This window comes from Phycicoccus sp. M110.8, assembly GCF_032464895.1.
GTDB lineage: Bacteria > Actinomycetota > Actinomycetes > Actinomycetales > Dermatophilaceae > Pedococcus.
On sequence record NZ_JAWDIC010000001.1, the window covers coordinates 2,026,948 to 2,049,035 of the forward strand.

The following is a 22,088-nucleotide window of genomic DNA, read 5'->3' on the forward strand; positions in this document are numbered from 1 at the left end:
GGGCCGCGGGCCGGCCTCGAGGTCCACGAGTTCACCTGATCGTCGCCCGGGCGGGGACCCCGTGTTCACCTCGGCGCGGGAGAACACGGTCGTCCCCCCCTCGACAGGAGCCCTCCATGCGTCGCACCCGTGCCCTCGCGGCAACGGCCGCCACCGCCGCCGTTGCCGCCTTCGTCCTCACCTCCGGTCCGGCGCAGGCCGCCGACGGGCAGTCCAAGCCCGGCCACGAGACCTTCGCGGTCATCGGCGACGTGCCCTACGGCGCCACGCAGGTGGCCGAGTTCCCCGGCTGGGTCGACCAGATCAACGCCGACCCGGACGTGTCCCTGGCCTTCCACGTCGGCGACATCAAGAACGGCTCGACCCGGTGCGACGACGCCTACTACCGGATGATCCGCGCCCAGTTCGACCGGTTCGTCGACCCGCTCGTGTACACGCCCGGCGACAACGAGTGGACCGACTGCCACCGTGCCAACAACGGCGCGTACAACCCGCTCGAGCGGCTCGCGTTCGACCGCTCGGTGTTCTTCGACCACCCGGGCACGACCCTCGGGGCCCCGGCAAAGGTGTCGGTCGCCGACCCGGCGTTCCCCGAGAACGTCTCGCTGCGGCGGGACGGTGTCGACTTCGCCGCCCTGCACGTCGTCGGCTCGAACAACGACCTCCAGCCGTGGACCGGCATCGGTGAGACGACCGCCACCCCCGAGCAGGTGGCCGAGGAGCGGGCGCGGATGGACGCCTCGATCGCGCTGCTCCGCAGGACCTTCGCCGAGGCGCAGCAGCGCCACGACCGGGCCGTCGTCGTGCTCCAGCAGGCCGACATGTTCGACCCGACGTACACGCCCACGGCCGACGACATCTCGGCGTTCACGCCGCTGGTGCAGGCCCTGGTCGACGAGACCTCGGCGTTCGACGGCGACGTCTACCTCGTCAACGGCGACTCGCACGTCTACAACTACGACCGGCCCCTGGCGCCGGGCTCGGTGTGGCTCGAGCGGTACGGCGTCACCGGGTCCGCCGCCGGACTGCAGCGGATCACGGTCGACGGCTCGAGCAACAACAGGGACTGGCTCAAGGTGACCGTGAACCGGCCCGGTGCCGACCGCGTCCTGAGCTGGGAGCGCGTGCCCTACACGAGCTGACCGGGCTGGGTCCCGGTCACGCCGGCTCCGGTTCCGCCTCGCGGGCCGGGGCCGGCTGCGTGTCGGCCCGGACGCTCGGCATGAGCACGCCGGCGACGACCGTGAGGGCGGCGGCCAGCAGGACGGCGACGAAGACGGCCCTCCCGGACGACGTGGCGGTGGCGGGGTCGGTCTCGGGGCGTCCCGTGGACGCGACGACCGCGTTCGCGACTGCGCCGAAGACGGCTGCACCCAGGGCGCTGCCGATGGAGCGGGCGAACATGTTGGTGCCCGTCGCAACCCCGCGCTCGTGCCACTCGACGCTGGCCTGGGCCGCGATGAGCGACGGCGTTGCGACCAGGCCCATGCCCATGCCCACGACGAAGCAGGTCACGGCGACGACGAGGACCGACGGGTGCGCGGACAGCAGGGCGAGGGCCGCGGCCCCCAGCAGCACCAGGGCGAGCCCGATGAGGATGGTCGGGCGGAAGCCCCAGCGCAGGTAGAACAGCCGGCCCGACACGGTGGCCGCGAGGGGCCAGCCCAGGGTGAGCGCCGCGAGGGCGAGGCCGCCGACGAGCGGGGAGACCCCGAGCGAGTTCTCGAGGTAGGTCGGGACGAACGACGTCAGGCCGATGAGGATCACGCCGACGCCGAGCGACAGGGCGGTCGTGGTGACGAGCAGACGCCGGCTGAGGACCCACAGCGGGAGCACGGGCTCGGCGGCGCGGCGCTCGATCCACGGGAAGAGGGCCAGCAGCGCGGCGCCGGCGGCGAAGGCCGCGATGCTCGTCGGGGAGGACCAGGCCCAGGCCTGGCCGCCCTCGAGGACGCCCAGGATGACCAGTGCCATCCCGGCCGTCAGGACGGCCGAGCCGGCGTAGTCGATCCGGTGTGCACGGCGCTCGACGGACTCGTGGAAGTCGCGCGCGATGAGGAAGGCGGCCAGGAGGCAGAGCGGCACGTTGACGAAGAAGATCCAGCGCCAGATCCCCAGCTGCGAGAACACGCCACCCAGGGTGGGGCCGACGACCGAGGAGATCGCCCACACGCTGGCGAGGTAGCCCTGGGTCGTCGCCCGCTCGGCCACCGTGTAGATGTCGCCGGCGATGGTGATCGCCATCGGCTGGACCGCGCCGGCCCCGAGGCCCTGGACCGCACGGAAGGCGATGAGCGCCGGCATGCTCCAGGCGAACCCGCACAGGACGGATCCGGCGAGGAAGAGCCCGATGCCGAGCAGCATGAGCGGCTTGCGGCCGAAGATGTCGGCGAGCTTGGCGTAGACCGGGACCGAGACGCCCTGGGCGAGCAGGTACACCGAGAACAGCCACGGGAACTGGGCGAAGCCGCCCAGGTCGCGGACGATCGACGGCACGGCCGTGGCGAGGATCGTGGCGTCGATCGCGATGAGGCCGGTGGAGACCATGAGGGCCAGCAGGATGGGGCCGCGCTCGGAGCGCAGGCCGACGGCAGCACGGGACGTCGTGGTCACGTCCTGGTTCAAGTCCGCCGCGGGGGCGCCGCATTCCCGGGCATCCCAGGGACCGGTCACGGGCGGTGCCGGATGCCGGGCTGGGACCGGGACCGGGGCTGCCGGGGCGATTTCGGAACCGGTCCACCCCTCGGGTACCCTGCTCGGCGGTGGCGTGTCCGAGCGGCCTAAGGAGAACGCCTCGAAAGCGTTTGTGGGTGAAAGTCCACCGAGGGTTCAAATCCCTCCGCCACCGCCATACGACGAAGGTCACCCCGATGCGAAGCGAGGGGTGGCCTTCGTCGTATCTGGCGGGTGATGGGCACGTGGGATTTGGGAGGAGCGCGGGGACCGGCGAGGAACGAGCCGGCACCCGCGCGACGGCTCCCTCCGCCACCAGGGAACAAGACGCAGTGTCGCCGTTACCACGTCACTGATCAGCCCGGCCGATCAGTGACGTAGCACCCGCGACGCGTACGCCGCCCGAGGACCCCGGGGCTGCCGCGCCAGGCTCGGCCGCCCGGCATGCGCCCGGGGGAGTAGGTGGCGCTGCCGCGTGCGGGCGACGCCCACACGTCTCCTGCGCTCGTACGCTGGCGGCATGACCGCGCGCGACTCGCTGCCGTGGGGACCCCCGTGGGCGCGGGGCCGCGCGCACTGGGGGTATGCCGGGCCGCCGCCGGCCGCCCGCGTGCTGTTCGTGCTCGTGGCGGCCCTGGTGCAGGTCGGCGGCACGTTCGGGGCCGCGCACGGCCAGCCGGACCGGCGCCCGGTGGACGCGCTCGGCGTCTGCCTGCTGCTGGTCGGCCCGGCCGCCTTGGCCTTCCTCTCCAAGCGGCCCCGGGGCGTGGTGGTCGTGGTGGCTGCGGCGACCGGGGTCTTCCTCGGCCTCGGGTACCCGTACGGCCCCGTGTACCTCAGCCTCGCGGTCTCGCTGGTCGCGGCCGTCGTCGGCGGGCACAGGGGGACCGCGTGGCTCGCGGGCCTCGCCGTCGTGGCGGCCGACGGGAGCGGTCGCCTCCTCGGCGGGCGCAGCGCGTGGTCCTGGGCCGCCCTCGCCGGCGAGCTGGCCTGGCTGCTCGTGATCCTCTCGGTCGGTGAGCTCGTGCGCGGCCGGGCCGAGCGGGCGGCCTCCTTCCGGCAGGCGGCCCAGGAGCGGCGACGGCGCCAGGCGGGTGAGGAACGCCTGCGGATCGCCCAGGAGCTGCACGACGTCGTCGCCCACCACATGTCGCTCATCAACGTGCAGGCGGGCGTCGCGCTGCACCTGGCCGACCGGCGGCCGGAGGCCGTCGAGCCCGCCCTGCGGGCGATCCGCGACGCGAGCAAGGAGGCGCTCACCGAGCTGCGTTCGCTCGTGGACGTGCTCCGCGACCCCGACCGGCCGGCGCCGCTGTCGCCCGTCGGCACCCTGTCCGCCCTCGACGACATGGTCGAGCGTGCCGGCCACGCCGGCCTGCAGGTGCGCAAGACCGTGGAGGGCACCGCCCGGTCCGTCCCCGCCGCGGTCGAGCTGGCCGCGACGCGCATCGTGCAGGAGGCGGTCACCAACGTCGTGCGCCACGCCGGCGCCCACCACGCCGAGGTCCGGCTCCTCTACGGTGACGGCGTGCTGGGGGTGCGCGTCGACGACGACGGCGACGGGGGCGTCACCGACTCCGAGTCGTCGGTGGGCAACGGGATCAGGGGTATGCGTGAGCGCGCCGCCGCCCTCGGCGGGACCCTGCGTCTCGCCGCCTCACCCCTCGGGGGCACGCGCGTCGACGCGGTGCTGCCGACGGGCCCGGGACCGGGCGAGGACACCGTCGGGAGGACGCCATGATCAGGGTGGTGCTCGCCGACGACCAGGTCCTGCTCCGCGCGGGCATCCGGGCGCTGCTCGACGCCGAGGACGACATCGAGGTGGTCGGCGAGGCGTCCGACGGTGCGGAGGCCGTCGAGGTCGTGCGCCGCACCGCGCCCGACGTCGTGCTCATGGACATCCGGATGCCGCGCACGGACGGGCTGGCAGCGACCCGGGCGATCACGCAGGACCTTGCGACGACCGCCACGCGGGTGGTCGTGCTCACCACCTTCGACCTCGACGAGTACGTCTTCGAGGCGGTCCGCATCGGCGCGAGCGGGTTTCTCGTCAAGGACACCGAGCCCGCAGAGCTGCTGCGCGGCATCCGGGCGGTCGCCTCCGGCGACGCGCTCCTGTCGCCCGGCGTGACGCGGCGCCTCATCGGCGAGTTCGCCACCAGGAGCCGTCCAACCACCGTGCGCGCCGACCTCGGGGTCCTCACCGAGCGCGAGCGTGAGGTCGTGGCGCTCGTCGGCGAGGGCCTGTCGAACGACGAGATCGCGGCCCGGCTGTTCCTCAGCCCGGCGACCGCCAAGACCCACGTCAGCAGGGCGATGGTCAAGCTCCAGGTGCGCGACCGTGCCCAGCTCGTCGTCCTCGCCTACGAGAGCGGGCTGGTGCGCCCCGGCTGGTCCCAGGACTGACGCCGGCGGGAGCCCCCGCCTGCGGGGCCCCGCCGCACGTCCCGGGCCCATCGGCATACCGCCCCGGAGGTAGGGGAGGTGTCGCCCGCGGAGGGATTCGCGCGCCGGCTCACGGCCGAAGGATGGAGACATCATCCGACCCGACCAAGGAGCACACCATGGGCCTCGCCCTCCCCGCCACAGCACTCCCCGCCGCAGCCCTCGCCGCCAACGGCCACTGGAACGGGCCCGGCCCGTGGTGGCCGATCTTCCCGCTGCTGTGGTTCCTGTTCGTGATCGCACTGTTCGCGACCTTCGGCTTCCTCGGCCGGCGCCGGTGGTCACGCTTCCACGCCCAGTCCGGCCAGCGAGCCGGCGAGGCCCGGCTGGCCGAGCGCTACGCGGCCGGTGAGATCGACGAGCAGGAGTACGAGCGACGCCTCGCCACCCTGCAGCGGCTGGGGTCCCGGGACCGTTGACCGGCGTGCCGCGCGGGCAGACGATGGTGGTGTCAGGTCCGCCACGGATCGACGGACCACGTCTCCACAGAGGTGGTTGACATGAGAAACCGGATGCACCCGCAGGACATCATCCCGCTCGTTGTCGGCATCTACGCCGCGCTGGCACCCATCTGGACCACGACGACGACCAAGGCGACCTGGACCATGGTCGTCCTCGGTGTGGTCACCGCGGTCCTCGCGCTCGTCGAGATGTTCCGTCCCGACATGATGAGCGTCGAGGGGCTCATGGCGGTCATGGGTGTGCTGTTCTTCATCGCCCCGTGGGTGATGGGGTTCTCGGACCTGCGTGCCATGTCCTGGACGGCGTGGATCGCCGGCGTCGTCACCGTCGTGGTCGGTGCCGCCGACCTGCAGGTCACGCGCAGCCACCGCGGAGGCATGGCGGCCCAGCACTGACCACCTCGGTGGTCGGTGACGGTCGCGGCCCGGCCGGCGCGTGCCGGCCGGGTGTGCTCGGCGAACCGCGCGTGCCTCAGGTGATCTCAGGCCTGAGATGAACCGGGGCCTCAGGTGAAGCTGAGCAGGGCCAGGGCGTAGGCGCACTCGACGTCGGGGTCGCGGAACACCGCGCGCCCCACGTCGGGGTCGACCACGTCCACGACCCACGCGTCGTCCTCGCGGCGCAGGCCGGTGAAGCGGTCGCCGAGCAGCTCGCGGAGCTGGTCCTCGCGCGGCAGCCACAGGGCCGTGTCGAGCGTGACCGAGTCGAGCGCCCACTCCGTCGTGCCGTTGAAGCCGAGCAGCGGCTGGCCGTGGAACGTGTGCACGTCGATCGTGAGGTGGCTGATCCAGAACACCTCGCCGACGACGTTGGGCTGGTCGATGGTGAACCGGTCGCCGGGCGCCGGCTCCCACAGCACGCCGGCCTCCACGAGCTGCCGGGCGAGCTCGACCGTGATCATGGCCCGAGCCTACGTCCGGGGTCCGTGGGGGCGCGCGGTCACGGCCCGGTATGCCGCGCGGCCAGGGCGCGCACGCGGCATACCGGGGTCGGTGGGGCCGACGGCCCACGGCGCCCGCCTCAGAGCAGGTCGAACGCCTCGAGCTCCTCCTGGGTCATCAGCCGGGACCGGATGAGGAAGCGAACGCCCTCCGGGGCCTCGACCGAGAACCCGCTGCCACGACCGGCGACGACGTCGACGGTGAGGTGGGTGTGCTTCCAGTACTCGTACTGCGAGGCCGACATCCAGAACTCGACCGGGTCGGGCACGCCGTCGACCGCCAGGTCGCCGAGGTGGACGTCGGCGTCCCCCGTGAGGAAGTCCCCCCGCGGGTAGCACATGGGGGCGCTCCCGTCGCAGCATCCACCGGACTGGTGGAACATGAGCGGGCCGTGCCTGCCGGTGAGGCGGCGGAGCAGGTCCGCCGCCCCACCGGTCAGGTCGACCCGGGTGCGCTCGCCCGGATCCGCCATCGGCCTAGAAGAAGCCGAGCGCGTCGGGCGAGTAGGAGACCAGGAGGTTCTTGGTCTGCTGGTAGTGGTCGAGCATCATCTTGTGGTTCTCGCGGCCGATTCCGGACTGCTTGTAGCCACCGAACGCGGCGTGGGCCGGGTACTGGTGGTAGCAGTTCGTCCACACGCGGCCGGCCTTGATGGCGCGGCCGACCCGGTAGGCGCGGGACCCGTCCCGGGTCCACACGCCCGCCCCGAGCCCGTAGAGCGTGTCGTTGGCGATCGAGAGGGCGTCCGCCTCGTCGGAGAAGCCCGTGAGCGACACGACCGGGCCGAAGATCTCCTCCTGGAAGGTCCGCATGTCGTTGGTGCCCTCGAACACCGTGGGTGTCACGTAGTAGCCATCGGCCAGGTCGCCGTCGAGCACGTTGCGCTCGCCGCCCGTGAGGACCTTCGCGCCCTCCTGCCGGCCGATGTCGATGTAGGACAGGATCTTCTCGAGCTGGTCGTTGCTCGCCTGCGCGCCGATCATGGTCTCGGTGTCGAGCGGGTTGCCCTGCTTCACCCGGGCCACCCGGTCGAGCGCGTCGCCGACGAAGTCGGAGTAGATGGAGCGCTGCACGAGCGCCCGCGAGGGGCACGTGCAGACCTCGCCCTGGTTGAGCGCGAACATGGTGAAGCCCTCGAGGGCCTTGTCGTAGAAGGCGTCCGACGTCGCGGCGACGTCCTCGAAGAAGATGTTCGGGCTCTTGCCGCCGAGCTCGAGCGTGACGGGGATGATGTTCTGGCTGGCGTACTGCATGATCAGCCGGCCGGTCGTGGTCTCCCCGGTGAACGCGACCTTGGCGACCCGCGGCGAGGACGCGAGCGGCTTGCCGGCCTCGACCCCGAACCCGTTGACGACGTTGACGACGCCGGCGGGCAGCAGGTCGCCGATCAGCTCGATGACCTTGAGGATCGACCACGGGGTCTGCTCGGCCGGCTTGAGCACCACGGCGTTGCCCGCCGCCAGCGCCGGCGCGAGCTTCCACGTCGCCATGAGGATCGGGAAGTTCCACGGGATGATCTGCGCGACGACGCCCAGCGGCTCGTGGAAGTGGTACGCGACGGTGTCGGCGTCGATCTCCGAGCTCGACCCCTCCTGGCCGCGCAGCACGCCCGCGAAGTAGCGGAAGTGGTCGACCGCGAGCGGCAGGTCGGCGGCCAGGGTCTCGCGGACCGGCTTGCCGTTGTCCCACGTCTCGGCGACGGCCAGCATCTCCAGGTTCTGCTCGAGCCGGTCGGCGATCCGGTTGAGGACCAGCGCCCGCTCGGCGAGGCTCGTGCGCCCCCACGCCGGTGCGGCTGCGTGCGCGGCGTCCAGCGCGGCCTCGATGTCCTGGGCCGTGCCCCGGCCCACCTCGGTGAACGCCCTGCCGTTGACCGGCGAGATGTTCTCGAAGTAGTCGCCCTTCTTGGGCTCGACCCAGTTGCCGCCGATGAAGTGCCCGTACCGCGGCTCGACCGAGACCAGCGAGCCCTCGGTGCCGGGGGGTGCGTAGACCGTCATGGTGGTTCTCCCAACGTCCTTGGTGGTGCCCCGTCAGCGGGGTGGGGAGAACGCTAGGAACGGCAACGTTGCGACCACGTTGCACCGGTGGTGGCGTATGCCGGTCAGCCGGCTCCGAGCTCGCGGTCGAGCCGGGCGACCTGCCCGGCCACGAGCGGCCGCAGCGGCGACGCGGGGGTGAGGGCCGCGAGCTGCGCCGTCCACATCTCGTAGTCGTCCGAGCCCCAGGCCGAGCGCGTCCACGTCGACATGAGGTCGGGCTCGCGACTTGCGAGGACGGCCCGTCGCAGCGCTCCCTCGACGCTGCGTCGCACCCGGACGACGCCGGGCGCCGTGGACGACGGCAGCACCGGACCACGGTAGGCCCGCAGCCCCGAGGCGACGTCGCCGGCGGCCAGGTGTGCCTCCACCGCCAGCCAGTCGGCCGCCACCTCGGCCGTCAGCCGGTAGGGCCGGGAGGCGAGCAGGTCCTCCCCGAGCAGGCTGCGCAGGCGGTTGAGCTCGGCGCGCAGCGTGGAGGGCGAGACGTCGTCCTCGTACAGCAGGACGGCGAGCTCGTCGCCCGACATCCCTCGCGGGGTCGAGGCGAGCAGCAGCACGATCTCGCCGTGCCGGCGGCTGAGCCGCACGGTGCGGCGCGAGTGGCGCCCGTCCTCGAGGACGAGGAGGGCCTCGTCGCGGCCCAGCGCCTGCAGTCCCACGCGCGTGCGCGAGGACAGGGGCGGTTCGGGCTCGGCGCCGCGGGCCAGCAGCTCGCGGGCCAGCTCGGCCTCGGCCATGCGGGCCGCGGCCCGCACCATCGCCATCGTCTGGGGGACGACGATCTCGGCGCCGCCGGTGATGTCGAGGACCCCGAGCAGCGAGGCGTCGGTGGGGTCGTGGATCGGCGTCGCCGCACAGCTCCAGCGCTGCACGCTGCGCCGGAAGTGCTCGGCGCCGACCACGTTGACCGGCTGGTCCAGGGCGAGTGCCATCCCCGGCGCGTTGGTGCCGGCCACGCGCTCGTCCCAGTTGCTGCCCTCGACGAAGCCGATGCCCTCAGCCCGGCGCAGCACGCTGGGGGTCCCGCAGACCCAGAGCAGCTGGCCGGCGGCGTCGGAGACCGCCATGATCGCGTCGCACTCGCGCGCCGCGCGGCCGAGCACGTCGTCGAGCAGGGGGAAGACCTGTGCCAGTGGGTGCGCCTGGCGCAGGTCGCGCAGCGCGTCCTCCGGGACGGTGATGGGGGCGTCGACGAGGCCGGTGTCGACACCGGCCGCCGCCGAGCGCAGCCACGAGTCGGCGACCTGTGGCCGCACGGACGTCATGGGCTCCATGACGGCAGTGTGCGTGGCCGCCGGCCGCCTGTCACGGGTCGTCTCGGCTGGCGGCGTCGGGCGGACGAGCCCGGGCGCCGGACGGTTGCCGTCCTGCTGCCGCCCCCGGCTGGGGCCCCTGGGTCTAGCAGCCGGTGGACGGGGTGGCGGTGGCGCCCTTGGTCGCCGTGGCGCCCTTCGTCGTCGCGGTCGTCGTGGGTGACTGCTTCACCGGCGGCGCGAGTGCCTTGTACCTGGTGCCGAGGACGAGGTCGACGGAGGAGTCGTTGCGTGCGTCCTGCACGCCCCTGGCGCCCTTGACCAGCTGGAGCACGAGGGTCGCGTCCTTCTTCCCGCTCGGCCCGTAGCGGACCTCGGCGGTGCCGGTCACCTTCTTCTGCAACGGGTCGTTGGACACCGTCGCCACGAGGAAGCCGCGCTTGCGCACCTCGGCCGCGGTCTTCTTGGCGAGTCCGTCGCGGGTGGTGGCGTTGTAGACGTTGACCGTCACGTCCGCCGGTCGCAGGGCCGCCGTGGACGTGGTGCAGACCGCCGCGGGCACAGCCCGCCGGTGGTTGTCCGCCCGGTAGTAGGAGTAGGCGTACCAGAAGGCGAAGAACAACATCAGCGCGACCAGCCCGAGCGTGATCAGGGCTCGACGGCGGCGAGCACGGCGCTCCTGCGACGGCGCCCCCGCCTCGACGTAGCTCACCCCACCACCTCCGCCCGGTCCCGGACTGCTGCTGTGGGGTCAGTCAAGCACGAGGACCCGTGCGTGGAGGGTAGGTCGCTGCTGGAGAGCCGCGCGCAGGGCGCGGTGCAGGCCGTCCTCGAGGTACAGGTCGCCCTTCCACTCCACGACGTGGGCGAACAGGTCGCCGTAGAAGGTCGAGTCCTCGGCGAGCAGCTGTCCGAGGTCGAGGGTCCGCTTCGTGGTGACGAGCTCCTCGAGCCGCACCATGCGCGGGGGCACGTCGGCCCAGTCCCTCGGGGTCTGCTTGCCGTGGTCCGGGTACGGACGTCCTTCGCCCACCTTCTTGAAGATCACCGAGACACCCTATGCGTGCCGTCCCGCGCGCGCCTTCGATGACCGCGCCGGGTATGCCGTCCCGCACTAGAGTGCCGAGCGTGACCGACACTGCGGCGGGGAAGTCCGAGTCGTCCACCCAGCTCGACGAGATCCGGGCCGGGTACGCCTTCGAGGGAGGGGCGCTGCTGTTCGGGGCGGCCGTCGTCGACGGCACCGCCCACCCGGACGCACCGGTGAAGATCCCCCTCTCGACGCTCAACCGGCACGGCCTCGTGGCGGGCGCGACCGGCACGGGCAAGACGAAGACGCTGCAGCTCATGGCCGAGCAGCTCTCGGGCCAGGGCGTCCCGGTGTTCCTCGCGGACATCAAGGGCGACCTCTCCGGCATGGCGACCGCCGGCACCAGCAACGACCGCATCACGAGCCGGGCAGCCGACGTCGGGCAGCAGTGGGTCGGCACGGCATACCCCACCGAGTTCCTCTCCCTGGGAGGGATCGGCAAGGGCATCCCGATCCGCGCCACGATCACGTCGTTCGGTCCGACGCTGCTCTCGAAGGTGTTGGGGCTCAACGACACCCAGGAGTCCAGCCTGGGCCTGGTCTTCCACTACGCCGACAAGAACGGGCTCGCGCTGCTCGACGTCAAGGACCTGCGCGAGGTCGTCTCGTTCCTCACCTCCGACGAGGGCAAGGCCGACCTCAAGGAGCTCGGCGGACTGTCGTCGGCCACCGCGGGCGTCATCCTGCGCGAGCTCGTCGCGTTCTCGGACCAGGGCGCCGACGCCTTCTTCGGCGAGCCCGAGTTCGACACCAGGGACCTGCTGCGCACCGCGGCCGACGGCAAGGGCCTGGTCACCTGCCTGGAGCTGCCGGCCGTGCAGGACCGGCCCGCCCTGTTCTCGACGTTCCTCATGTGGCTGCTGGCCGACCTGTTCCACGACCTGCCCGAGATCGGTGACGCCGACAAGCCGAAGCTCGTCTTCTTCTTCGACGAGGCGCACCTGCTCTTCCAGGACGCGAGCAAGGCCTTCCTCACAGCGATCGAGCAGACGGTGCGGCTCATCCGGTCCAAGGGGGTGGGCGTCTTCTTCGTGACCCAGAGCCCCAAGGACGTGCCGAGCGGGGTGCTGGCGCAGCTCGGCAACCGCGTCCAGCACGCCCTGCGCGCCTACACGCCCGAGGACGCCAAGGCACTCAAGGCGGCCGTGTCGACCTACCCGCACAGCGCCTACGACCTCGAGGAGCTGCTCACCTCGCTCGGCACTGGCGAGGCCGTCGTGACGGTGCTGTCGGAGCGGGGTGCCCCCACGCCGGTCGCGTGGACGCGCATGATCGCGCCGCAGTCGCTGATGGCGCCCTCGGACGACGCGACGGTCGACGCCCTCGTCGCCGCGTCGCCCCTCGCGGCCAAGTACGCCACGGCGGTCGACCGCGAGTCGGCGTACGAGAAGCTCCGCGCGCGGCTGGAGCAGGCGCCCGCCGCCCCCGCTGCTCCCGCGCCCCAGTCGGCGCCGGCGCCGGCGCCCGCGCCGCGCGCCCCGAAGCCGGCGAAGGAGGAGCCGGGGATGGTCGAGCAGGTGGTCAGGTCCCAGGCGTTCCGGTCGATGATGCGCTCGGCCGGCACGGTGATCGGCCGCGAGATCACCCGGTCCCTTTTCGGGACCGCACGCCGCTCGCGCTGAGGCGCACGCGCCCGAGCGCCGGGCGTCGAGGCGTCGGAACGCCCGCGGCACAGGGGTCGGTACCGCCGGCGGCTCAGGCGTCGGAACGCCGAGCGCCAGCCGTCGGAACGCCGGCGGGTCAGGCGTCGGAGCGGCGGGCGATCGTCGCCACGGCCCGGTGCACGGCCCCGGCGGGCGTCGCCGGCACGAGGTCCTCGAGGAACCCGAAACGCCGGCGGACCGAGAGGGCCTCGGCTGTCGTCCCGTGGTCGCGCACCCGGTGCCACCAGTCGGCGATGTCGCCCCAGCCCGGGGCCGCGAGCGACCCGCCGAACTCCTGCACCGCCAGGGCCGAGCAGAGGCTGGCGAAGTTGAGCCGCTGCCCGAGCGGCCAGCCGGCCAGGGTGCCCAGCGTGACGGCGGCGTCGAACACGTCGCCCGCACCCGTCGGGTCGATCGCGTTGACGCGAAGCCCCGGCACCGCGGCCTCCTCGCCGGTGAGCGCGTCGATGGCCAGGGCGCCGTCCTTGCCGTTGGTCACCACGGCCAGCGGCACCCGGTCGGCCAGGCAGTACAGGGCGTCCTGGGCCGTCTCGGTGCGCGTGTAGGCCATCGCCTCGACCGCGTTGGGCAGGAAGGCGTGGCAGCTCTGGAGCTGGTCGAGGACCGAGGGGTCCCAGCGTCCGGTGGAGTCCCACCCCACGTCGGCGAAGAGGAGTGCGCCGTCCGTGCGGGCCTTGTCGGCCCACTCCCGGTCGGGGTGGCCGGCGCCGAGCGGCTCGTCGGCGCGCAGGTCCAGCAGCACCGCACGCGACCGCGGCGGCTGACCCATCATGGCGGTGGCCGGCTCGGGTGCCTGGTGGCCGTGCGTGACCATCCGGCGCTCGCCGTGCACCGCGATGGACACGGTGACCGGGGAGTGCCAGCCCGCGTACCGGCGCGAGCGCGAGAGGTCGACGCCCTCCTGCTCCTCCAGCGTCCGCCAGCAGAACTCGCCGTAGTCGTCGTCGCCGAAGGCCGCGCCCAGCGCTGTCTGGAGGCCGAGGCGGGAGGCCGCGACGGCGAGGTTGGCGATGCCGCCGGGGGAGGAGCCCATGCCCTCGGCCCACACCTCGGTGCCGTTCTTGGGCATCGCGGACAACCCGGTGAAGATGATGTCGAGGAAGACCATCCCCTGGAGGAAGACGTCCACCTCCGGGTCCCCGTCGCCGCGCAAGTGTGCGAGCGGGTCGAAGACACGGTCCGCGGGCACGGTTGCTCCCTCCTCGGCCGCGACCCTGCCCGCCGTCCCGGGCTGGTGCCGTCGCGGTCGTCCCGCCATCGTGTCGCGGCGGCTGCGGGCCGTGCAACCGACATTCGGCCGAGCCCTGCTGGGTAGCCTGCTGCCGTGCGGCTCACCATCCTCGGCGGCGGCGGGTTCCGCGTGCCCCTGGTGCACGGCGCCCTGCTGGCCGACCCCGAGCACCGTGTGGACGAGCTGCGCCTGCACGACCCGGACGCCGGGCGCCTCGCCGCCGTCGTCGCGGTGCTGCAGCAGCAGGCGGCCGGTGCGACGCGGCCGCCGCGCCTGGTCGTCGCGCCGACGCTCGACGACGCCCTGGGTGGCACCGACGTCGTCTTCTCGGCGATGCGCGTCGGTGGCGTGCGCGGACGCACGGTGGACGAGCGGGCAGCCCTGGACCTCGGGCTGCTCGGCCAGGAGACGACGGGTGCCGGCGGCGTGGCATACGCCCTGCGCAGCGTCCCGGTGTCGCTGGAGGTGGCGCGCCGCGTGGCCGCGGTCGCCCCGCAGGCCTGGGTCATCAACTTCACCAACCCCGCCGGGGTGGTCACCGAGGCCATGCAGACCGTGCTGGGGGACCGGGTCGTCGGCATCTGCGACTCGCCGGTCGCGCTGGCGCGCAGGGCGATGCGCGTGCTGGGGCTCGAGCCCGCGGAGACGACCGTCCACTACGTCGGGCTCAACCACCTGGGCTGGCTGCGAGGGCTGCACTCGGGCGGCACCGACCACCTGCCACGGCTGCTCGCCGACGAGCGGCTCCTGGCCCGCACCGAGGAGGGGCGGCTGTTCGGGGCGCCGTGGCTGCAGGCCCTGGGTGCCATCCCGAACGAGTACCTCTTCTACTACTACTTCACCCGGGAGGCGACCGCGTCCGTCCGCGCGGCGGGGCGGACCCGGGGGGAGTTCCTGCGGGAGCAGCAGGAGGCGTTCTACGCCGAGGTGGCCCGCTCGCCCGACACCGCCCTGGAGACCTGGCGGCGCGTGCGTGCCGAGCGCGACGCGACCTACCTGCAGGAGGCGCGCGCCGAGGGCGAGGCGCGCGACGAGCTCGACCTCGACGGCGGCGGGTACGAAGGGGTCGCGCTGGCGCTCATGGGAGCCCTGGGTGGTGGCGCGCCGGCCGAGCTGGTCCTCGACGTGCGCTCGGCCGGTGCGGTGCCCGGTATGCCGCACGACGCCGTCGTCGAGGTGCCGTGCACCGTCGATGCCGGTGGCCCCCGTCCCCACCCGGTCGCCGAGCCGGAGGGGCACATGCTGGGGCTGATGCAGTCGGTGAAGGCGGTCGACCGCCTGGTTCTCGAGGCCGTCCTCGCGCGCTCGGAGGCGGCGGCGCTCAAGGCCTTCGCGCTGCACCCGCTGGTCGACTCGGTGACCTCGGCGCGGGCCCTGCTCGACGCGCACCTGGCGCAGGCGCCGGAGATCGCAGCCCTGTTCCGCCGCTGACGGGAGGTGTTCGGCCTAACCCAGCCAGGCGGCCACGAGCAGGATCACCGGCACCGCGCCCACCGTCGTGACGAGGATGGTGTCGCGCGCCAGCACGGTGGCCCGCTGGTACCGCGTGGCGTGGACGAAGATGTTCTGCGCCGTCGGCAGGGCGGAGGTGACGACGATCGCCAGCAGCGCGTGCCCCGACACCCCCAGCAGCACGTCGGCGACGAACCACGCGACGAGCGGCTGCACCAGCATCTTCAGCGTCGAGGTCGTCACCAGCTCGGCCACCGATCCCGTGCGACCCAGCCCCGGACCGAGCCGCAGGGCGATGCCGTACGCCACGAGCATGCTCGGCACCGCCATCGCCCCGAGCAGCGCGAGCGGGTCGGACACGGCGGCCGGCAGCGTCCACCCCGTGACCGACAGCAGCAGCCCGACCAGGGAGCCGACGGTGAGCGGGTTGCGCAGGGGCCGCAGGGCCAGCTGCCACCAGCGCAGCTCGCGGCCGCGGGCGTCGGCGTCGAGGAAGCCGAGCGCGAGCGGCTGCAGCACCAGCAGCTGCAGCAGCAGGGTGGGCGCCACGAACGCGGCGTCACCGAGGACGTAGCTCGCGACCGGGATGCCCAGGTTCCCGGCATTGACGTATGCCGAGGACAGCGCGCCGATCGTGGTGTCCCCCAACGGCCGCCGCCACACCAGCCGCGCCGGCACCACGTAGAGCGCCACGGCCACGGCGATGCCGGCGAGCGAGGCAAGCAGGTTCGCCGACAGCACCTGGTGCACGTCGGCCCGGCCGAGGGTGCCGACCATGAGGGCGGGGCTGGCGACGAAGAAGGCGAGGCGCGACAGCACCTGCTGGGCGCCGGCGTCGACGATGCGCAGGTGGGCGAGCAGGGCACCGACGGCGATGACGACGGCGATGGTCGCGAACCCGGTGAGTACCCCCTGCACGTCCGACAGGCTAGGGCGGCGGCGCGAGGACGGGTGCGAGGGTCTCGAGGACCGAGGCGTCCTCGATCGTCCCCGGCACCTTCGCCGGCAGCCCGTCGGCCATCTCGCGCATCGTCTTGCGCAGGATCTTGCCGGAGCGCGTCTTGGGCAGGGCCGCGACGACGTCGACACGTTGCAGGGACGCGATCGCGCCGACCTCGTCGCGGACCCGCTGCCGCAGCTCGGCCGCGACCGCGTCGGCCGAGCCCCGGTCGACACCCGCCTTGAGCACCACGAGCGCTCGCGGCACCTGCCCCTTGAGCTCGTCGTGCACGCCGATGACGGCGCACTCGGCGACGGCCGGGTGGCCGGCCAGGGCCGCCTCGATCGACCCGGTCGACAGCCGGTGGCCGGCGACGTTGAGCACGTCGTCGGTGCGGCCCATGACGAAGAGGTATCCGTCCTCGTCGAGGAAGCCGCCGTCACCGGTGAGGTAGTAGCCGTCGAACGCCGACAGGTAGCCGGCGACATAGCGGTCGTCGTCGCCCCACAGGGTGGGCAGCGTGCCCGGCGGCAGCGGCAGCCGGATGCAGATCGCGCCCTCCTCGCCCGCAGGCATGGGGCGACCCGCCTCGCCGAGGACCTCCACGGCATACCCCGGCACGGGCACGGTGGGGGAGCCGGGCTTGATCGGCATCGGTTCCAGGCCACGCAGGTTCGCCGCGATCGGCCAGCCGGTCTCGGTCTGCCACCAGTTGTCGACGACCGGAACACCGAGCCGCAGGGTCGCCCACTCCCACGTGTCGGGGTCGAGGCGCTCACCGGCGAGGAACACCGTCTCCAGCGTGGACAGGTCGTACCCGGCCATGAGCGCGCCCTCGGGGTCGTCCCGCTTGATGGCGCGGTAGGCGGTCGGCGCGGTGAACATGGCCTTGACGCCGTAGTCGGAGACGACCCGCCAGAACGCGCCCGCGTCGGGCGTGCCGACCGGCTTGCCCTCGTAGAGGACGGACGTCGCCCCGGTGAGCAGCGGCGCGTAGACGATGTAGGAGTGGCCGACGACCCACCCGACGTCGCTCGCGGTGAACCACGTGTCGCCCGGGTCGATGCCGAAGACGTTGGTCATCGACCACCGCAGCGCGACCGCGTGGCCGCCGTTGTCGCGCACGATGCCCTTGGGCCGGCCGGTGGTCCCCGACGTGTAGAGGATGTAGAGCGGGTCGGTGGCCTCGACGTCGACGCAGTCCGCCGGCTCGGCGTCGGAGACGAGCTCGGCCCAGTCCAGCTCCTCCCAGTCGGTGTCGCGCTCGCCGACGGCCGCCCGGGCCTGCTCGCGCTGGAGGACGACGACGGCCTGGGGCTTGTGGCTGCTGCGGTCGAGCGCGGCGTCGAGCAGCGGCTTGTACTCCACGACGCGGCTCGGCTCGATGCCGCAGCTGGCGGCGAGGACGACCACCGGCCGGGCGTCCTCGATCCGCGCGGCGAGCTCGGCCGGCGCGAACCCGCCGAACACCACCGAGTGCACCGCGCCGATGCGGGCGCACGCGAGCATGGCGACCACGGCCTCCGGCACCATCGGCATGTAGACGACGACCCGGTCGCCCTTCCCGACGCCGAGGCTCGCGAGCGCCCCGGCGAAGGTCGCCACCTCCTCGAGCAGGCCGGCATACGTGAGGGTGCGCCTCGTGCCGGTGACCGGGCTGTCGTAGTGGATCGCCGGCTGGTCGCCGCGCCCGTCGCGCACGTGCCGGTCGAGGGCGTTGAAGCAGGTGTTGAGCCGGCCACCGGCGAACCAGCGGTGGAACGGCGGACGGTCGGAGTCGAGCACCCGCGCCGGCGGCGTCGACCACTCGACCGCCCGAGCCGCCTCGCCCCAGAAGCCGTCGGGGTCCTGCAGGCTGCGCTGGTATGCCGCGGAGTAGGCGCCGGTGCTCATGGGCCCATGGTGGGTCGCGCGGCACGGCGGCGCCAGAGGTGGGCGGCTGCGGTCCGCCGAAGCACCGCCGGTCCGCGCCGAGCGGTCGGGTGGTGGGGTGGGCGGATCAGCCCACGGGCGGCGCCCAGCCGGGCCGCGGGACGAGGCAGAACGGGTGACCGGCCGGGTCGGCGTAGACGTGCTCGCCCCCGAGCGGGGTCGCGCCCAGCTCGACCGCCAGCCGCCCGGTCACGTCGGGGTCGTCGGCCATGACGTCGACGTGCAGCTGCTGCGGGCGGGCCGGGTCGCCCCACACGGGCGGCTGGTGGTCCGGCGCGAGCTGGAAGGCCATGCCGGAGTGCCGGTCGTCGACGGCCACCACGACCCAGTCGTCACTGGTGTAGGTGATCGGCAGGCCCAGCAGCCCGGACCAGAACCGCGCCAGGCCGTGCGGGTCCCGGCTGTCCAGGACCACGTGGTGCAGGCGACCGGCCATGGCGTCGGCGCTCAGCCCTGGGGGGTGGTCTGGTAGCGGATCCAGGCGGAGGAGTCGGGGTGCCACAGGCGCACCACCGCCCACACGCCGACGAGCAGCAGCACGACGGCGAGCACCTGGTGGAAGAGCCCGGCGGTGGGGAGCAGGCCTCCGAAGAAGATGCCCACGGCGAGGGCCAGCAGCACGCAGGCGCCGATGCGCCCCCACTTGGACCCGCGCGCGGTCACCCGGGACATCCAGAACCACAGCGCGGCGGCGAGCAGGCCGACCACGGTCGACACCGTGAGGGCCACGGTCACGAGCCGGTCGAGCTCCTCGGGCGTGGCACCCCTGCCCTGCGTCGAGGCGGCCTGCGCGAACGCGTCGTGCAGCGATCCCCGGGTGAGCCAGGCGCGGGCGACCTCCACGAGGCTCAGGACCGCTCCGACCTGCATCGCGCGGACGGCCTCCACGACCGAGGCCGGTGGGACGAGGGGCGTTCCCGGTCGCCAGACCGCCCGCTCCGGGCGCCCGGTGCCGGGCCGGTCGGGGCTGAGCACCCCACGCCACGAGATCTGTCGAGCCATTCGCTGCCGGTCCCTTCGCCGTACCTGACGGCATCCTCCCTGCCGTTCGCCGACCAGCCAAGCCCGACCCCTTGAACCGGAGGGCCTGTGTAGGTAAGTTCCGCAAACAGGACCAATCGCGTGAATCGTTCACATCCGCTCTGGAGGAGCCATGTCCACGTCCAGCGTCTCCCGTCGCACGGTGGTGGCCGCAGCCGCCGCAGCAGCAGTCCTGGCCGCGGGAACGGCCCCGGCGCTCGCGAGCGTGCGCTCGGGCCCACCGCCGACCAACCCCGATGCCCGTGAGGGCTGGGTCGCCTCGACGATCGCGCGGATGACCCTGCCCGAGAAGGTCGGCCAGCTGTTCATCCAGAACGTCTACGGCAAGGACGCGACGACCCCGGACTCGCGCAACATCCCGCTGTACGGCGTCGCGACTCCGGCCGAGGTCGTGCAGAAGTACCACCTCGGCGGTGTCATCTACTTCGCCTGGACCGACAGCGTGCAGAACCCGCCGCAGATCGCGGGCCTGTCCAACGGCCTGCAGAAGGCCGCCCTGTCGCAGCAGTCGAAGGTCGACGTCCCCCTGCAGATCGCGACCGACCAGGAGCAGGGTGTCGTCACCCGCATCGGGCCACCGGCGACGCAGTTCCCCGGCTCGATGGCGCTCGGCGCCGGGCGGTCCACCGCCGATGCCCGGACGGCTGCCGCCATCACCGGCGAGGAGCTGCGGGCAATGGGGGTCAACACCGACTTCGCGCCCGACGCGGACGTCAACGTCAACCCGCTCAACCCGGTCATCGGCACGCGCTCGTTCTCCTCGCGCCCCGACCTCGCCGCGCAGATGGTCGGCGCCCAGGTCGACGGCTACCAGAAGGACGGCAACGTCTCCGCGACGGCCAAGCACTTCCCCGGCCACGGTGACACCGCGACCGACAGCCACGTGGCGTTCCCGATCATCACCCACACCCGCGAGCAGTGGGAGCAGATCGACGCGCCGCCGTTCAAGGCGGCGATCGCCAGGGGCATCGACATGATCATGACCGCCCACCTCAACGTGCCGGCGCTCGACGACTCCGGCGACCCGGCGACGCTGAGCAAGCCGATCCTCACCGGGGTGCTCCGGAACGAGCTCGGCTTCAAGGGCGTCATCGTCACCGACTCGCTGGGCATGCAGGGCGTGCGGGACAAGTACGGCGACTCCGAGGTCGCGGTGCGGGCACTCTCGGCAGGTGTCGACCAGCTGCTCATGAGCCCGTCGATGGACGAGGCGTACGGCGCCGTCATCGGCGCGGTGGAGAGCGGCCGCATCCCCATGGCCGACCTCGACGCCAAGGTGCGCCGCGTGCTCGAGCTCAAGTGGGACCGTGGCATCGTGGCCAAGCCCTACGTGGACCCGGCCGCCCTCGACTCGGTGGTCGGCACACCGGAGCACCTGGCCACGGCTGACGCCATCACCGACCGCACCACCACCCTGGTGAAGAACGACGACAAGACCCTGCCCCTCGCGGTGAGCGGGAAGAAGGTCCTCGTCACCGGCTACGGCGTGACGACGACCCAGACGCTCGGTGACGCGCTCAAGGCCCAGGGTGCCGCGACCACGGTCAAGCAGACCGGCTCGTCCCCGACGGACGCCCAGGTGGCTGCAGCCGTCGCCGCCGCGCAGGGCCAGGACGCCATCGTGGTCACGACGATGAAGGCCTGGGACACCTCCGTCACCGACCCGCGGGGCGGGCAGCAGAAGCTGGTCCAGCAGCTGCAGGCGACGGGCAAGCCGGTCGTCGTGGTGGCGACGCGCGACCCGTACGACATCGCCTACCTCCCGGGCACGAGCACGTACCTCGCCACCTACTCCTACAGCCCGGTCGCGATCGAGTCCGTCGCCCGGGTCATCACCGGGGCGGTGAACCCGAGCGGCAAGCTGCCGGTCGACATCCCGGTGAAGGGCGACCCGGGGACGGTCCTGTACCCGTTCGGCCACGGCCTGTCCTACTGAGGTCGCCGGAGATGCGCTGGACCGGGCTCGTCGCGTCCACGCTGGTCGCCGCGGTGGCCGCGGGTGTCTCAGGGGCACCCACGGCCACCGCGGCGGCACCGCCGCCGGGGTCCGAACCCCCGCCGGTGGTGGCCCGGTTCGCCACGTACAACATCCACGCGGGCGCGGGGTCGGACAACGTCTACGACCTCGACCGCACGGCGGCCACCATCCGCGCGCTCGACGCCGACGTGGTCGGGATCGAGGAGGCCGACGTCCACTGGGGTGACCGCTCGCGCTTCGAGGACACCGTGGCCGAGCTCGGCGGCCGGCTCGGGATGCAGACCGGCTTCGCCCCGATCTACAGCCTCGACCCGCTCCACGCCGGGGACCCCCGCCGCGAGTACGGCGTCGCCGTCCTGTCGCGGTACCCGCTCGTCGCCCTGGAGAACCACGACATCACCCGGCTCTCGACCCAGGACCCGAACCCGGTCCCTGCTCCGGCGCCCGGCTTCCTCGAGGCCACCGTGCAGGTCAGGGGCGCCCGGACGCACGTCTACGTCACCCACCTCGACTACCGCGGCGACCCGTCCGTGCGGACCGCCCAGGTCGCCGACACGCGGCGGATCATGGCGCAGGACCCGCCCGGCGCGAACCAGGTGCTCCTCGGCGACTTCAACGCCGACGCCTCCGCGCCCGAGCTGGCACCCCTGTGGCAGGAGCTCGACGACGCCTGGGCGGTGGCGCGGACCCGCGTCGGCGAACCCGGCCTGACCTTCCCGGCCCTGCGCCCGGTGAAGCGGATCGACTTCGTCACCGTCCGGAAGGGCACGCCGGTGACCACGGCCGAGGTGCCCTCCGACCCCGCCCTGCTCGCCGCCAGCGACCACCGCCCGCTCGTCGCCACCATCGAGCTCCCCGTCCCCTGACGACCCGGCCCCCGCCGACCGCCCCTGACCGACCGCACCGCCCCGCTCTGCCCGACCGCCCCACCTCGACGCCGCACC

At 73.1% G+C, this 22,088-nt stretch carries 21 protein-coding genes and 1 tRNA gene; 10 read left to right on the forward strand and 12 right to left on the reverse strand.

The genetic code is table 11. From position 1 onward, the window contains the following. Positions 1-116 precede the first annotated feature (116 nt). The gene (locus tag RKE38_RS09645; protein WP_316007210.1) at positions 117-1,142 is read left to right on the forward strand and encodes a metallophosphoesterase; all 1,026 of its coding nucleotides are present in this window, start codon (positions 117-119) and stop codon (positions 1,140-1,142) included. A 16-nt stretch (positions 1,143-1,158) separates the two neighbouring features. Here RKE38_RS09645 and RKE38_RS09650 read toward each other — a convergent pair whose 3' ends face one another. Continuing rightward, complete coding sequence (locus RKE38_RS09650) at positions 1,159-2,613, reverse strand: MDR family MFS transporter (RefSeq protein ID WP_316007211.1); 1,455 nt, start codon at positions 2,611-2,613, stop codon at positions 1,159-1,161. 148 nt (positions 2,614-2,761) lie between these two features. On the opposite strand from RKE38_RS09650, the gene RKE38_RS09655 reads away from it, so the two are divergent. The 5 genes from RKE38_RS09655 (at position 2,762) to RKE38_RS09675 (ending at position 5,975) form a co-directional block, all read left to right on the forward strand. Further along, positions 2,762-2,851, forward strand: a tRNA-Ser gene (locus RKE38_RS09655). A 342-nt stretch (positions 2,852-3,193) separates the two neighbouring features. Further along, on the forward strand, positions 3,194-4,414 hold the full coding sequence (locus tag RKE38_RS09660; protein ID WP_316007212.1) for a sensor histidine kinase: 1,221 nt from the start codon (positions 3,194-3,196) through the stop codon (positions 4,412-4,414). After that, on the forward strand, positions 4,411-5,079 hold the full coding sequence (locus RKE38_RS09665; RefSeq protein WP_316007213.1) for a response regulator transcription factor: 669 nt from the start codon (positions 4,411-4,413) through the stop codon (positions 5,077-5,079). Before RKE38_RS09660 ends, RKE38_RS09665 begins: the two co-directional genes overlap by 4 nt. A 122-nt stretch (positions 5,080-5,201) precedes the next feature. Then, positions 5,202-5,537 (forward strand): SHOCT domain-containing protein, encoded by a 336-nt coding sequence (locus RKE38_RS09670; protein ID WP_316007214.1) that lies wholly within the window; start codon positions 5,202-5,204, stop codon positions 5,535-5,537. Between the two features lie 81 nt (positions 5,538-5,618). Beyond that, the gene (locus RKE38_RS09675) at positions 5,619-5,975 is read left to right on the forward strand and encodes an SPW repeat protein (RefSeq protein WP_316007215.1); all 357 of its coding nucleotides are present in this window, start codon (positions 5,619-5,621) and stop codon (positions 5,973-5,975) included. A 110-nt stretch (positions 5,976-6,085) separates the two neighbouring features. Here the strand turns inward: RKE38_RS09675 and RKE38_RS09680 are convergent, their stop codons facing one another. From RKE38_RS09680 to RKE38_RS09705, 6 genes are all read right to left on the reverse strand, one after another. Continuing rightward, entirely contained in the window at positions 6,086-6,481 is a 396-nt protein-coding gene (locus RKE38_RS09680) for a hypothetical protein (RefSeq protein WP_316007216.1), read from the reverse strand. A gap of 119 nt (positions 6,482-6,600) precedes the next feature. After that, positions 6,601-6,993, reverse strand: a complete 393-nt coding sequence (locus RKE38_RS09685) for a DUF779 domain-containing protein (protein WP_316007217.1) — start codon at positions 6,991-6,993, stop codon at positions 6,601-6,603. A gap of 4 nt (positions 6,994-6,997) precedes the next feature. Then, positions 6,998-8,521, reverse strand: a complete 1,524-nt coding sequence (locus tag RKE38_RS09690) for an aldehyde dehydrogenase family protein (RefSeq protein ID WP_316007218.1) — start codon at positions 8,519-8,521, stop codon at positions 6,998-7,000. A gap of 104 nt (positions 8,522-8,625) precedes the next feature. Beyond that, on the reverse strand, positions 8,626-9,837 hold the full coding sequence (locus RKE38_RS09695) for a GAF domain-containing protein (RefSeq protein WP_316007219.1): 1,212 nt from the start codon (positions 9,835-9,837) through the stop codon (positions 8,626-8,628). Between the two features lie 124 nt (positions 9,838-9,961). Beyond that, positions 9,962-10,528 (reverse strand): LytR C-terminal domain-containing protein, encoded by a 567-nt coding sequence (locus tag RKE38_RS09700; protein ID WP_316007220.1) that lies wholly within the window; start codon positions 10,526-10,528, stop codon positions 9,962-9,964. Positions 10,529-10,567: 39 nt separating this feature from the next. Then, on the reverse strand, positions 10,568-10,864 hold the full coding sequence (locus tag RKE38_RS09705; RefSeq protein WP_316007221.1) for a type II toxin-antitoxin system VapB family antitoxin: 297 nt from the start codon (positions 10,862-10,864) through the stop codon (positions 10,568-10,570). A gap of 53 nt (positions 10,865-10,917) precedes the next feature. On the opposite strand from RKE38_RS09705, the gene RKE38_RS09710 reads away from it, so the two are divergent. Then, positions 10,918-12,528 (forward strand): helicase HerA-like domain-containing protein, encoded by a 1,611-nt coding sequence (locus tag RKE38_RS09710; RefSeq protein WP_316007628.1) that lies wholly within the window; start codon positions 10,918-10,920, stop codon positions 12,526-12,528. Positions 12,529-12,646: 118 nt separating this feature from the next. Here the strand turns inward: RKE38_RS09710 and RKE38_RS09715 are convergent, their stop codons facing one another. After that, positions 12,647-13,759, reverse strand: a complete 1,113-nt coding sequence (locus tag RKE38_RS09715) for a PfkB family carbohydrate kinase (protein ID WP_316007222.1) — start codon at positions 13,757-13,759, stop codon at positions 12,647-12,649. 135 nt (positions 13,760-13,894) lie between these two features. Between RKE38_RS09715 and RKE38_RS09720 the strand changes: the two genes are divergently transcribed. Continuing rightward, complete coding sequence (locus tag RKE38_RS09720) at positions 13,895-15,232, forward strand: 6-phospho-beta-glucosidase (RefSeq protein ID WP_316007223.1); 1,338 nt, start codon at positions 13,895-13,897, stop codon at positions 15,230-15,232. Positions 15,233-15,247: 15 nt separating this feature from the next. Here RKE38_RS09720 and RKE38_RS09725 read toward each other — a convergent pair whose 3' ends face one another. The 4 genes from RKE38_RS09725 to RKE38_RS09740 form a co-directional block, all read right to left on the reverse strand. After that, positions 15,248-16,171 carry an AEC family transporter gene (locus RKE38_RS09725; protein ID WP_316007224.1) on the reverse strand — a complete coding sequence of 308 codons (924 nt, stop codon included), beginning with the start codon at positions 16,169-16,171 and terminating at the stop codon, positions 15,248-15,250. A 10-nt stretch (positions 16,172-16,181) separates the two neighbouring features. Then, positions 16,182-18,086, reverse strand: coding sequence for a propionyl-CoA synthetase (locus RKE38_RS09730; RefSeq protein ID WP_316007225.1), 1,905 nt, complete (start codon positions 18,084-18,086; stop codon positions 16,182-16,184). 106 nt (positions 18,087-18,192) lie between these two features. Further along, a complete protein-coding gene (locus RKE38_RS09735; protein ID WP_316007226.1) occupies positions 18,193-18,561 on the reverse strand; it encodes a VOC family protein in 369 nt (122 codons plus the stop codon). A gap of 11 nt (positions 18,562-18,572) precedes the next feature. Further along, positions 18,573-19,127: a hypothetical protein gene (locus RKE38_RS09740; protein WP_316007227.1), complete on the reverse strand. Its 555-nt coding sequence runs from the start codon at positions 19,125-19,127 to the stop codon at positions 18,573-18,575. A gap of 151 nt (positions 19,128-19,278) precedes the next feature. On the opposite strand from RKE38_RS09740, the gene RKE38_RS09745 reads away from it, so the two are divergent. Both RKE38_RS09745 and RKE38_RS09750 read left to right on the forward strand, forming a co-directional pair. Further along, on the forward strand, positions 19,279-21,102 hold the full coding sequence (locus RKE38_RS09745) for a glycoside hydrolase family 3 protein (RefSeq protein WP_316007228.1): 1,824 nt from the start codon (positions 19,279-19,281) through the stop codon (positions 21,100-21,102). 11 nt (positions 21,103-21,113) lie between these two features. Further along, on the forward strand, positions 21,114-22,010 hold the full coding sequence (locus tag RKE38_RS09750) for an endonuclease/exonuclease/phosphatase family protein (RefSeq protein ID WP_316007229.1): 897 nt from the start codon (positions 21,114-21,116) through the stop codon (positions 22,008-22,010). Positions 22,011-22,088: the final 78 nt, after the last annotated feature.